General features: G+C 71.3%; 11 protein-coding genes. 6 read left to right on the top strand and 5 right to left on the bottom strand.

What is annotated here, in order from left to right:
* Positions 1-11 precede the first annotated feature (11 nt).
* A complete protein-coding gene (locus FVQ89_RS07335) occupies positions 12-821 on the bottom strand; it encodes a universal stress protein (protein ID WP_147901176.1) in 810 nt (269 codons plus the stop codon).
* Between the two features lie 72 nt (positions 822-893).
* On the opposite strand from FVQ89_RS07335, the gene FVQ89_RS07330 reads away from it, so the two are divergent.
* The 3 genes from FVQ89_RS07330 to FVQ89_RS07320 all read left to right on the top strand — a co-directional run bounded on the left by FVQ89_RS07330 (position 894) and on the right by FVQ89_RS07320 (position 3,747).
* Positions 894-2,522 (top strand): GAF domain-containing protein, encoded by a 1,629-nt coding sequence (locus tag FVQ89_RS07330; protein WP_147901175.1) that lies wholly within the window; start codon positions 894-896, stop codon positions 2,520-2,522.
* Positions 2,519-3,139 carry a response regulator transcription factor gene (locus tag FVQ89_RS07325; RefSeq protein ID WP_147901174.1) on the top strand — a complete coding sequence of 207 codons (621 nt, stop codon included), beginning with the start codon at positions 2,519-2,521 and terminating at the stop codon, positions 3,137-3,139. The genes FVQ89_RS07330 and FVQ89_RS07325 overlap by 4 nt, the downstream gene beginning before the upstream one ends.
* Positions 3,140-3,252: 113 nt before the next feature.
* Positions 3,253-3,747 (top strand): Dps family protein, encoded by a 495-nt coding sequence (locus FVQ89_RS07320; RefSeq protein WP_147901173.1) that lies wholly within the window; start codon positions 3,253-3,255, stop codon positions 3,745-3,747.
* A 73-nt stretch (positions 3,748-3,820) separates the two neighbouring features.
* Here the strand turns inward: FVQ89_RS07320 and FVQ89_RS07315 are convergent, their stop codons facing one another.
* The 4 genes from FVQ89_RS07315 to FVQ89_RS07300 all read right to left on the bottom strand — a co-directional run bounded on the left by FVQ89_RS07315 (position 3,821) and on the right by FVQ89_RS07300 (position 7,498).
* Positions 3,821-5,326, bottom strand: coding sequence for an amidohydrolase (locus tag FVQ89_RS07315; RefSeq protein WP_147901172.1), 1,506 nt, complete (start codon positions 5,324-5,326; stop codon positions 3,821-3,823).
* Complete coding sequence (locus FVQ89_RS07310) at positions 5,323-5,943, bottom strand: FMN-binding negative transcriptional regulator (RefSeq protein ID WP_147901171.1); 621 nt, start codon at positions 5,941-5,943, stop codon at positions 5,323-5,325. Before FVQ89_RS07310 ends, FVQ89_RS07315 begins: the two co-directional genes overlap by 4 nt.
* Before the next feature lie 38 nt (positions 5,944-5,981).
* Positions 5,982-6,929 carry an Fpg/Nei family DNA glycosylase gene (locus tag FVQ89_RS07305; protein ID WP_147901170.1) on the bottom strand — a complete coding sequence of 316 codons (948 nt, stop codon included), beginning with the start codon at positions 6,927-6,929 and terminating at the stop codon, positions 5,982-5,984.
* Between the two features lie 83 nt (positions 6,930-7,012).
* Positions 7,013-7,498 (bottom strand): ribose-5-phosphate isomerase, encoded by a 486-nt coding sequence (locus FVQ89_RS07300; protein ID WP_147901169.1) that lies wholly within the window; start codon positions 7,496-7,498, stop codon positions 7,013-7,015.
* Between the two features lie 171 nt (positions 7,499-7,669).
* Here FVQ89_RS07300 and FVQ89_RS07295 point away from each other — a divergent pair, with 171 nt between their 5' ends.
* The 3 genes from FVQ89_RS07295 (at position 7,670) to FVQ89_RS07285 (ending at position 11,912) form a co-directional block, all read left to right on the top strand.
* Positions 7,670-8,257 (top strand): hypothetical protein, encoded by a 588-nt coding sequence (locus FVQ89_RS07295; protein ID WP_147901168.1) that lies wholly within the window; start codon positions 7,670-7,672, stop codon positions 8,255-8,257.
* Between the two features lie 85 nt (positions 8,258-8,342).
* Positions 8,343-10,901, top strand: a complete 2,559-nt coding sequence (gene pepN, locus FVQ89_RS07290; RefSeq protein WP_147901167.1) for an aminopeptidase N — start codon at positions 8,343-8,345, stop codon at positions 10,899-10,901.
* Between the two features lie 57 nt (positions 10,902-10,958).
* Positions 10,959-11,912 carry a DUF2510 domain-containing protein gene (locus FVQ89_RS07285; RefSeq protein WP_370454451.1) on the top strand — a complete coding sequence of 318 codons (954 nt, stop codon included), beginning with the start codon at positions 10,959-10,961 and terminating at the stop codon, positions 11,910-11,912.
* The last annotated feature ends 1 nt before the right edge of the window (position 11,913 follow it).

The raw sequence follows: 11,913 nt of genomic DNA, 5'->3' as shown, positions 1-11,913 counted from the left end.
CCGCGCGGGGACTACGGGCGGACGACCAGGACGGGCGCGTTCGCGTTGATGAGCACGCCGTGCAACGTCGACCCGATCGGCGAGCGAGCAGGTCCCGTCGAACCGGGGCCCACGACCAGCAAGGCCGCCCCACGCGAGGCGTCGAGCAAGGCCTCCGCCGCCGGTCGCGTCGAGATGCGCGAACGGATCTCGATGTGGTCGGCAACCTGACGCGCCGCCTCCGCGGCGAGCACCAGCGGCCCCTCGACGCGCGACCGGGCGCCGCGCACGGCCTCCGGTGGCACGGCGTGGATGAGCGTGAGCCGCGTGCCGCGCTCCTTCGCCTCCTCCGCCGCGCGACGCGCGACGAGCGCGGCCGTCTCCGCACGATCGATGCCCGCCACAACACCCTCACGGAAGCGCAGGTCGACCTCGGGCACGACCGCCACCGAGCCAGGCGCGGCGAGCGCGAACTGCACACTCCGGGACCCCAGGAGCCGGCCGGACGCGTAGCCCGTCTTGCCGGTGCCGACGACGATGGTGTCACCGTCGTGCGCCCGCTGCGCGAGCGTCCACGCGGGCACGCCCGTAGCGAGCTCCGCGCTCACCGCGAGCTCGGGGAACGCGTCGTGGACGATGCGCTCCGCCTCGCGGATGATCCGCTCCCCCGCTTCTTCCGCCTCATCCTGCAGATCGATGCCCATCATCCCGGCCTCCGGGTCGACGACGTGCACGAGCTCGAGTTCGGCGCCGTCCCGACGTGCGTGACGCGCCGCCCAGTCGAGGGCCGCGCCTGCCGGCGACGACCCGTCGACGCCGACGAGGTAGCGGGAGTGATCCATGACCCGACGATCGCATCGGATGCGCGCGCATGCCCGGGCCGAAGGTCCCGCCGGTTCTGAAAGACTGGCGGCATGCACGATTCGCCCGACGAACCGCGCCTCCGGCGCCTCGTGGAGGCCGTGCCCGACGTGATCGGGGAGCTCGATCTCGCAACCGTGCTCGAGCGCATCGTCCACGCCGCCGTCGACCTGGTCGACGCCCGGTGGGGCGCGCTCGGGGTCATCGGCCCCGACGGCAGCCTCGCGCAGTTCGTGCACGTCGGCATGAGCGCGAGCGACGCACGCGCGATCGGGCACCTGCCCGAAGGCCACGGTGTGCTCGGTGCGGTGATCGACACGGGCGAGCCGATCCGTCTCGAGCACCTCGCCGACGACCCGCGATCCGCCGGATTCCCGGCGGCGCATCCGTCGATGGACGCCTTCCTGGGGGTGCCGATCCGGATCCGCGATCGCGTATTCGGCAACCTGTACCTCACGGGCGAAGACGGCGGGCGGGCCTTTTCGGAGGAGGACCAACGCCTCGTCGGGTCGCTCGCGGCCGTCGCGGCGATCGCGATCGAGAACGCGCGACTCTACGAGGAGTCAGTGCGCCGAGAGCGTTGGTCGACGGCACTGGCGGAAGTGAGCGCGGCGCTGCTGTCGGAGGACACCGTCGACATCCTCGCGGTCCTCGCGGAGCGCGTGGCCTCGGTGATCGACTCGGAGCTCGTCTGCGTGATCGTCGCCGACGGCGAGAGCGACGGCGTTCCGATGCTGCGCGTCGACACGGCCCGCGGAGTCGGCGCAGATGCGCTCATCGGCCGCCGCTATCCCGCCGAGGGCACCCTCTCGGGACGCGCGATCGCCACCGGAGTGACCGTCTCCACCGACGGGGAGATCGGCGAATCGGTCGTGCGCGACGGCCCGAGTGCGGCGATCGCGCTGCCCGTGCACTCCGGCGAGAAGGTGCTCGGCGCGCTCACCGTCTACCGTGCGACGGACGCGCCGCGCTTCACCGACGCCGACCGGGCGATGGCCGCCGAGTTCGCGCTGCAGACGGGCGTCGCGATCGAGCTCACCCGGGGACGGGCGGATCGCCAGCGGCTCGCGCTCGTCGAGGAGCGCGCGCGGATCGCTCGCGACCTGCACGACCACGTCATCCAGCGACTGTTCGGCACCGGTCTCGCCCTGCAGGCGGTCGCGGCGAGGGCACCCGAGACGGCGGACGCGATCGCCGCGCAGGTGGATGCGATCGACAGCGCGATCGGCGAGATCCGTACGGCCATCTTCGCGCTCGCCTCGCGGCCCGCATCCGACGACTCGATCCGCCACCGCCTGCTCGATGTCGCCACCGATGCCGCCCCCGGCCTCGCCAACCCCCCGCTCGTGACCTTCAGCGGGCCGGTCGACCTGCTGGTCCGCGGCGGGGTGGCGGACGACGTCCTCGCGGCGGTGCGGGAGAGCCTCGCGAACGCGGCCCGGCACGCCGCCGCATCGCGGGTCGAAGTGGCCGTGACCGCCGACGAGGATCAGGTGACCGTCACCGTCGACGACGACGGCGTGGGGCTCCCGGAGGGCTCACGCCGCGCATCCGGCACCCGCAACCTCGCCGAGCGCGCCCAGCAACGCGGCGGCAGCTACGAGCTCACGCCGCGCCCCGGCGGCGGAACCCGCGTGCGCTGGAGCGCACCCATCGCGCCCCCCGAGAGGAGCACCCCGTGACCCGCGTCTTCCTGGTAGACGATCACGAGATCGTCCGCCGCGGCATCGCCGACCTCATCGACGCCGAACGCGACCTGGAGGTCGTCGGCGAGTCGGGCACCGTCCGCGGCACCCTGGGCCGCGTCGCCGCGACCCTGCCGGATGTCGTCGTGCTCGACGTGCGGCTGCCCGACGGGGACGGCATCGGGCTCTGCCGTGCGATCCGCTCCGCACACCCGGAGGTGCGCTGCCTCATGCTCACCGCCTACGACGACGACGAGGCGAGCCGGTCCGCGGTGCTCGCCGGGGCATCCGGATACGTGCTCAAGGACATCCGTGCGCGCGGGCTGCTCGACGGGATCCGCAAGGTCGCCGCGGGCGGCGAGCTGCTCTCGGCCCGAGTGAGCGAGAGGGTCGCCGAGTCGTTCCAGACCCCGCGGGTGGACGAGCCGGAGTTCACCCTCCGCGAGCGCCAGGTGCTCGAGCTCATCACCGAAGGGCTCACCAACCGTCAGATCGGCGACCGCCTCGGCCTCGCCGAGAAGACCGTCAAGAACTACGTCTCGGGCCTGCTCGCGAAGCTCGGAATGGAGCGGCGCACGCAGGCCGCGGTCTACGGGCTCGAGCACCGCCGCTGACCCCTGGATGCCGGCCCGGTGAGGCGAGCCTCTGCTTCGTTGCGGAATAGCACCGCGCGAGTACCGTTGAACCAGACGGTGGCCGATCCGATCGGCCCAGAAGGAGGAATACGATGACCGACTCGAAGACCAAGGCCATTCCCACCAGCCAGGTCGACCCGGATGTCACCGCGGGAGTCGCGCAGTTCCTCGGCCCGGTGGTCGTCGACCTGCAGGCGCTCGCCGTCGACGGCAAGCAGGCGCACTGGCACGTGCGCGGCGAGAACTTCCAGGCCGTCCACCTGCTCCTCGACGATGTGGTCGCCCACGCCCAGGAGTTCGCCGACCTCGCCGCGGAGCGTGTGGTGGCCCTCGGGCTCCCGATCGACGCCCGCATCCAGACCGTCGCCGCGAAGACCTCGACACCGGAGCTCGCCGCCGGGTTCCAGCAGTCGGGCGACACCATCGCAGCCGTGATCGCGTCGATCGACGCGACCCTCGCGACGGTCCGCACCGCGATCGACGAGCTCGACGAGCTCGACCAGGTGTCGCAGGACGTCGCGGTCGAGATCGCCCGCGGACTCGAGAAGGACCGCTGGTTCCTCTTCGCGCACGTCGCCGCCGAGTAGAAGCTGTTCCACGCCAACGGGCGTCGCCTTCGGGCGGCGCCCGTCGTGCTGTCCGGGGACGCTGAGCGGGGGCTCAGCCGAGGGACCCGGTCGGCTCCCCCGCGACGAGCGTCGCGTGAACGGGCATCGTGCGCAGCCCCTCCGGCGAAACCGCGTGCGGATCCGCGTCCAACACGACGAGGTCGGCATCCGCCCCGGCGACGACTCCGCCGGACCCGCCCCACGACGCCCGGAGAGCGGCGGCGAGCGGCACGGCCTGCTCCGGATGCCACGGCTCGCGCCCGTCGCGTGAGCGCGTGACGGCCGCGGCGATCGTGGCCCACGGATCCAGCGGCGCCACCGGCGCGTCGGAACCGAACTCGAGCCGGGCGCCGGCGTCGAGGAGCGCCCGATAGGCGAAGGAGCGGTCCGTTCGCCCCTCCCAGTGGTGGTCGGCGACGTCCCGGTCGTCCATCGCGTGCTCGGGCTGCACGCTCGCCGTGACGTCGAGGTGCGCGAACCGTGGCAGATCCTCACGCCGCACGAGCTGGACATGCTCGATGCGTCCGCGCGCCGGGGCCTCGGCGGGGATGCCGAGGGCCTCGAAGGTGTCGAGCGCCTGCGTCACCGCGCGGTCGCCGATGGCGTGGATGGTCGGCACGATCCCCGCCGCGAGCGCGTCGCGTGCTGCCGCGAGAAGGTCGGCGTCGCTGTAGCTGGGGAGCCCGTGGAGCGCGTCGATCGCGCCACCTAGCACCCCGTCGGACGGATACGGGTCGTCGCACCATGCGGTGAGCGAGTTGAGCGCGCCGTCCGTGAAGAGCTTGAACCAACCCACCGTCGCAAGCCCGTGGGAGCCCGGAAGCTCCTCTCCCGTCCGGAGCCCCGTGGCGCGCACGCGGTCGAGCCCCTCGGGGTAGACGCACGCGATGACGCGCAGGCTCCGAGCGCCAGCCGCCATCCGCCTCCCCCAGGTCTCCACGGCGCCGGTCATCTCGAGGTCGACGATGCCGGTGACCCCGCGGCGGGCGGCAGCGGCAGCGGCGTCCGTCGCCCACGCGTCACGCGTCGCCTCGTCGGCAGCCTGCAGCCGCTGCCCGAGATCGAACGCATCCTGCTCGCGGATCACGCCGTCCGCGCTCGTCACCCCCATCCGTGCCAGGAGCGCCCGGTTGGCCCACACGGTGTGCACGTCGCCCGAGATGAGCGCGACCGGGATCCCGCCGAACTCGAGCAGTTCGGCGGAGGGCTCGTCGGCCCACAGCGCATCACGGAAGCCGCTGCCCACGAGCACCTCGCCGGCGGGCCAGCCCGCATCGATCCGATCGCGCACGAGTCGCGCGGCGTGTGCCGCCGAGGTCGCAGCCGACACATCGAGGCGCCGCGAGAGTGCCGCCCACTGGTCGAAGTGCACGTGGCCGTCGCGCATCCCGGGCGCGAGGAACCGTCCGTCGAGTTCGACGCGACGCGCCCCGTCCGCGTCGAGCGCACGCCCGATCCGGGCGATCCGCCCCTGCCGTAGGAGGACATCCGCCGGTTCTGAGGCCGTGGCGTCCGCGCCGACGAGTCGCACTCCGGCGAGGAGCAGGGGGGCGCTCATTCGCGGCCCTCGAGGCGCTCCATCTCGTCCGCGAGCGCCGGGTGCGCGTACGGGCCGTCACCGCGCAGGCCCTCCCTGATCCGCGCGCGCACCTCCGGTGCCTTGTTCTGGCTCAGCTTCGCGCGTGCGTCCCAGCGTGTCACCCGGATGCGGAGACCCACGGTGCCCTTCGCGACCCGCTCGGCGTAGGACTCGTCGATCGTGAGCGACCGGGGCTCGGGCATGACCTGCTCGAAATGGTCGGTGAGGCGGTGCAGCACCTGGAAGTTCTCCTCGGGCGACAGCAGCTCGGGCACGCCCCACAGATGGGCCGTCACGTGGTTCCAGGTGGGGATGAAGTCACCCTCGGCGTACCAGTTCGGCGAGATGTAGCCGTGCGGTCCCTGCGCGATCACGAGCACCTCGTGCTGCCCCAGCTCATGGGCGACCTCGTCCGGGCGGCCGAAGTGCGAGACGACCACGATCTCGTCGCCGTCCGAGTCCTCCACGAGGGTCGGGTAGTGCGAGGCGACGAGCCCACCGGATGCCGGCGACACGTAGGTCATCCACGGGTTGCCCTTCAGCAGGCGGATCACCTCGTGCGCGTCGGTCATGAGGTAGTGCGGGGTGTGGCGCATCCGTGCTCCTTCAGCTCGGGTCGGTCAGCTCGGGTCGGTCAGCTCTGATCGGCGGGGCACCAGTAGAGCTTCCGGCCGCCGAGCTCGGTCATGGCGATCGGGGTGCCGCACACGCGGCACGGCTCGCCCGCGCGGTGGTAGACCCAGTGCCGGTCGTCGCGTGACGCGATCGCACGACGCCGGCCCTCCTCGTCGAGGTCGTCGATCGTGAGCATGTGGCCGGTCTCCACCCCGATGCGCAGCAGGTGCACCCAGTCGCGCCAGAGCCCGCGGACCGTCTCCTCGGGCACCTCACGGCCCGGTCGGAACGGGTCGAGGCGGGCTCGGAACAGCAGCTCGGCGCGGTAGACGTTGCCGATACCCGAGACGACGGACTGGTCCATGAGCAGAAGCGCGATGGGCGTCGGCTTCCGACGCACGACCGCCGTGAAGCGTTCCTCGCCCTCGGCCGGGTCGTCGACGAGCGGATCGGGACCGAGCTTCGCGATGGCGCGGTCGACCTCCTCGATCGTCAGCACCTCGCACGCGGTCGGGCCGCGCAAGTCGGCGCAGGCCGTCTCGGTGAGCAGCCGCACACGCACCTGACCGACGGGCTCCGGCGGCCAGGTCTCGAGCTCCGGCTCGAGCTTCTCGGACTCGGCCATCCGCAGGCGCGTGCGTCGCGGCGCTCCGATCGACCAGGGCGAGTCCTCGTGGGCGCCGACAACCGTGCCGGTGCGCTCGGCGTCGGGTGCGGATCCGACGGAGATATCGCCCGCGAAGTCCCACGCGCCGTACATGCCGAGGTGCACCCGCAACCACAGACCGTGATCGAACTCGAGGAACAGCTGCTTGCCCACCGCGCGCGACTGCACGATCGAATGACCGTCAAGCTGCGCGGCTCCCTGCGCGAACCGGCCCTGCGGCGAACTCACGGCGACGGGCGACCCGGTGAAGTTCGCCGCGAACTGCCGCGCGATCCGATGGACCGAATGCCCCTCGGGCATCTCTCCCCCTCCGCGAGAGTACGCAAATCTGCGTGCTGTGAGTCGTGAGAGTACGCGAAAGTGCGTACTCTCACGGGGTCGGGCTAGTCGATCGAGTGACCGGCGATGCGGCCCAGCGTCTCGTACTCGGCCAGCTGCGCAATGCGACGCGCGTGGCGTTCCTCGCCCGAGAACGGCGTCTGGATGAAGCGGTCGATGAAGGTGATCGCCTCGTCGACACTGTGTTGGCGCGCGCCGATCGAGATCACGTTCGCGTCGTTGTGCTCACGCGCGAGCTCGGCCGTCGAGAGGTTCCACACGAGGGCCGCACGCACCCCCTCGACCTTGTTGGCCGCGATCTGCTCGCCGTTGCCGGATCCGCCGAACACGACGCCGAGCGCCTCGACTCCGGCGCGCTGGTCACGCACGACCGCACGGGCCGCCGCGATGCAGAAGCTCGGGTAGTCGTCCAACGGGTCGTAGCTCTGCGGGCCGTGGTCGACGACCTCGTGCCCGGCGTCCGCGAGGTGCTGCTGAAGAGTCTGACTGAATTCGAGGCCGGCGTGATCGGTCGCGATGTGGATGCGCACCCGACGAGTCTAGGCGGCCACCCCCTAGCCACTGCGGGCCTGGAGGAGGACAATCGGTCTACGACCACGTGCGAGGTGATCAGGATGCGCCACCGTTCTCCCTTCGTCCCGGATGTCATGCCGCAACTGTCTGCCGGCAGGCACCGCAATCCCCGGCGAGGCGCCTGCTTCATGGAGTTCGCCTCCTACCTGGCGGGTGAGAGGTGGAGCGACCATCCCGCCTGCACCGATCGGACGCTCTCGGCGCTCGCGCGGGGCGTGAACGACCTCGTGTCCGACGAGCGTCGCGGCGAACTGGTGCCGCTGATTCCGCGCGTCGTCGGGCTGAACGGCCATCACCTCGGGCTCGTCGTCGCGCTGCGCGCCGCGGTCGAGGCGCTGCCGATCGCGAGCATGGAGCGACAGCGCGTGCTCGCCGCGGGCATCCTCTCCACCTGCGCACTGCTCGAGATGAACGACGTGCCGTCTCGTGGCATCCGGTCGGCGGCCGCGCACGCGCTCGACCAGACCCCGGATGCAGCACGCTGGGCCCGGGAGCACATCCAGCAGATCTCGCCCCGCTATCCGCACCTCGACGAGATCAGTTGCGAGCTCGTCGTGGCGACCGCGGTGATCGGCGCGGCGCGCGCGTGCGTGGCCGATCCCGAGACGTATCTCGTGCGGATGCTGGAGCGAGCGATCGACGACGCGGAGGCGCTCGTGCGGCCGATCGTGGTGGGCGCGGCGCCCGCCGCTCGGCCCGCTCCCGCACTCGTCTGATCGGAGGTCCCGTCGGCGCCCCGCGGGCGTCACGGGGCTGACCTAGGCTGGTGCCCGGACACGATCCGAGAGAAGGAGCACCTGCATGCCTGGAGAGAACCTCACCCGCGTCGAAGCCCAGGAGCGCAAGGCGCTTCTGGAGGTCGAGAGCTACGACGTCACGCTCGACCTGACCACCGGGGAGGCGACGTTCCGCTCGACGACGACGGTGCGTTTCACGGCCACGCCGGGCTCCTCCACGTTCATCGACGCCTTCACGCGCGGCGTGCACAGCATCGTTCTGAACGGTGTCGAACTCCCGGCGGATGCGGCCGACGGTGCGCGCATCCGGCTCGACGATCTCGCCGAGGCGAACGAACTCGTCGTCGACGCCGACTTCGCCTACACCAACACCGGCGAGGGTCTGCACCGCTTCGTCGACCCCGTGGACGACGAGGTCTACCTCTACACGCAGTTCGAGGTGCCTGACAGCCGCCGCGTGTTCGCCGTGTTCGAGCAGCCCGATCTCAAGGCCACGTTCGCCTTCACGATCACCGCGCCCGAGGCGTGGCAGGTCATCAGCAACTCCCCCACCCCCGAGCCCGAGCCCGCGGGCGACGGAATCGCCACGTGGCGCTTCGCGCCCACTCCGCGCATCTCGAGCTACATCACGGCGCTCGTCGCGGGGCCCTACGAGGTGGTGCGCAGCGAGCTCACCAGCAGCGACGGCCGCACGATCCCCCTCGGCATCTTCGCCCGCCGCTCGCTCTTCGGCTACCTCGACGCGGACTACATCTTCGACACCACCCGCAAGGGCTTCGCCTACTACGAAGAAAAGTTTGGCTACCCCTACCCGTTCGAGAAGTACGACCAGCTCTTCGTGCCGGAGTTCAACGCCGGAGCGATGGAGAACGCGGGCGCCGTCACGTTCACCGAGACCTACGTGTTCCGCTCCAAGGTCACGGACGCCATCAAGGAGCGCCGGGTCGTCACGATCCTGCACGAGCTCGCCCACATGTGGTTCGGCGACCTCGTGACCATGAAGTGGTGGAACGACCTGTGGCTGAACGAGTCGTTCGCCGAGTGGGCGTCGACGATCGCCACCGCGGAGGCGACGGAGTGGACCCACGCCTGGGCGACGTTCCAGGCCATGGAGAAGAGCTGGGCGTACCGGCAGGACCAGCTGCCGTCGACGCACCCGGTGGTCGCCGACATCCGCGACCTCGAAGACGTGCAGGTGAACTTCGACGGCATCACCTATGCCAAGGGCGGATCCGTGCTGAAGCAGCTCGCCGCCTGGGTCGGCATCGACGCGTTCTTCGCGGGTGTCGGCGCGTACTTCCGCGCCCACGAGTACGGCAACACCGAGCTGGCCGACCTGCTGCGCGAGCTCGAGACGTCCTCCGGACGCGACCTCTCGACGTTCTCCTCGCAGTGGCTCGAGACGGCGGGAGTGGCCACCCTCGCGCCTCAGATCGAGACGGAAGCGAGCGGCACGATCACCTCGTTCCGGATCCGTCAGACGGCCCCGGCCGACTACCCCACCATCCGCCAGCACCGCATCGCGGTCGGCTTCTACTCCTTCCCCTCCGCGGCGGCAGACGCGCCTCTGATCCGCGTGCACCGGCACGAGTTCGACCTCGCGGCCGAGGAGTGGAACGAGATCCCCGAGCTCGTCGGCATGCCCAAGCCCGACCTCGTGCTCCTCAACGACGACGACCTCGCCTACGCGAAGATCAGGCTCGACGAGGCCTCGTTCGCGGTGGCGGTCGAGGCGCTCTCGCGCATCGAGGAGCCTCTCGCTCGGGCGCTCGTGTGGGGTGCCGCGTGGGACATGACCCGCGACGCCGAGATCCCCGCACGCGACTACGTGCGTCTCGTCCTCGGCAACATCGGGCCGGAGTCCGAGTCGACGACGATGCGTCTCGCGCTCACCCAGCTCGTGCAGGCAGCACGCTGGTACGTCGACCCGGCGGCCCGCGAGCAGACCATCCGCGAGGTGGGCGACGGGCTGTGGGCACTCGCGCAGCAGGCCGACGCCGGCTCCGACGCGCAGTTCCAGTTCGTGAAGTTCTTCGCGAACGCGGCGTCCACGACCGAGCACGCCGCCGCCTTGCAGGGCCTGCGGGACGGCTCCATCGCGCTCGACGGTCTCGAGATCGACACGGATCTCGACTGGGAGCTCCTCGAGGGCCTCGTGCTGGTCGGCGCGGCGGGCGAACTGGAGATCGCCGCCACCCTCGAGAAGGACGACACCGCCAACGGACGTCAGGCGGCGGCCCGGGCACGGGCGACGATCGCGACCGCCGAGGGCAAGGCGGCGGCGCTCACCGCGGCCCTGACCGACACGTCGATCCCGAACGTCGTGCTGCGGAACATGGGTATGGGCTTCACCCATGTGAACGACCCGTCGGCGCTCGAGCCGCTCGTGGCGGAGTACTTCGATGCGCTCACGCACGTGTGGGAGGAGCGCAATTTCGCGATCGCGCAGTACATCGTGCACGGCTTCTACCCGTCGCCCCTCGTCTCGACGGAGCTCGTGGACGCCTCCCGGGCGTGGCTCGACAGCCACACGGAGGTGCCCGCGCTCCGGCGCATGGTGATCGAAGAGCTCGCCGGCGTCGAGCGCGCCCTCGCCGCCCAGGAGCGCGACCGGCAGGGCTGAGCCGCCGATTCCGACAGCGCCGCGCACCCCCAACTCGGGGGCGCGCGGCGCTGTTGCATGCGGGAGTACGTTGAGCGGGAAATCCCGACGCTGCAGCATCCGGCCGCAGTGGACATAAGGTGCCCCGGCACCGCAACCCGAACGAAGATGACCAGCCGGACCGATACCCAAGCGGTCCAGGCAGGGTGGTACCCAGACCCCCTCGGCATGCCCCAGCTGAGGTGGTGGGACGGCCGAGCCTGGACGCAGCACACCCACGTGCGTCGAGCAGCCCAGCCGACGGCGCCCGCCGCCACGCGCTTCGCAGAGCCCGAGACCCGCACGGAGACGCGCACGGACAGCGCCGGCGCCGGCGCCGCTCCCCGCCGGCATGCGCCGACGCGCCACGGCGCCCACGAACTGCCTGCCGGTACCGGGAGCATCCCCGAGCTCGGATGGGCGGGAGCGGCCCTGACTCTGCACTCGGTCCAGGCGGCCCGCGTGCCGATGCTCATCGAGCTCGGCGTGAGCGGGCATCCGACCATCCGCATCGACGCGCGGCACCAGGCATACAGCTGGGAGCTCGGCCTCGAGTGGTTCCCCGAACGACCCGCGGGAGTTGTGGTCTCCATCGAGCTCGTCGGCGAGCACACCCCGCCGCCCTTCGCACTTCCCGGCGAGAGCCTCGACGCTCTGCTGTGGAAGGTCGGCCGCGCGGCCTTCCCGGAGCGTCTCGCCCCGTGGCTCGAGGAGGGCGAGGCGTACCGGCTCACGCGCTGGCCGAACTGGACGAGCCTCGCTCCCGAGACCGACCACATCCGTCAGACCGCGATGCTCGCGAATGCCCACCTCACCGTCGATCAGCTCGCCGCGATGTCCGGCCGCACCATCGAGACCACGCGCACGCTCGTCAACGCGCTGAGCCTCATGGGGGTGCTCACCGCATCCGCTCCGGTCGACGCGACCGCAACGCCGTCCGCACCGCTCGAGGGCGGGCTGTTCCAGCGCCTGCGCGAGCGATTCCGGATCTGAC

Source organism: Homoserinibacter sp. GY 40078 (assembly GCF_008017545.1).
GTDB lineage: Bacteria > Actinomycetota > Actinomycetes > Actinomycetales > Microbacteriaceae > Homoserinibacter.
The sequence above is the reverse complement of the archived record's forward strand: the minus strand, read 5'-3'. Positions and strand labels throughout refer to the sequence as shown.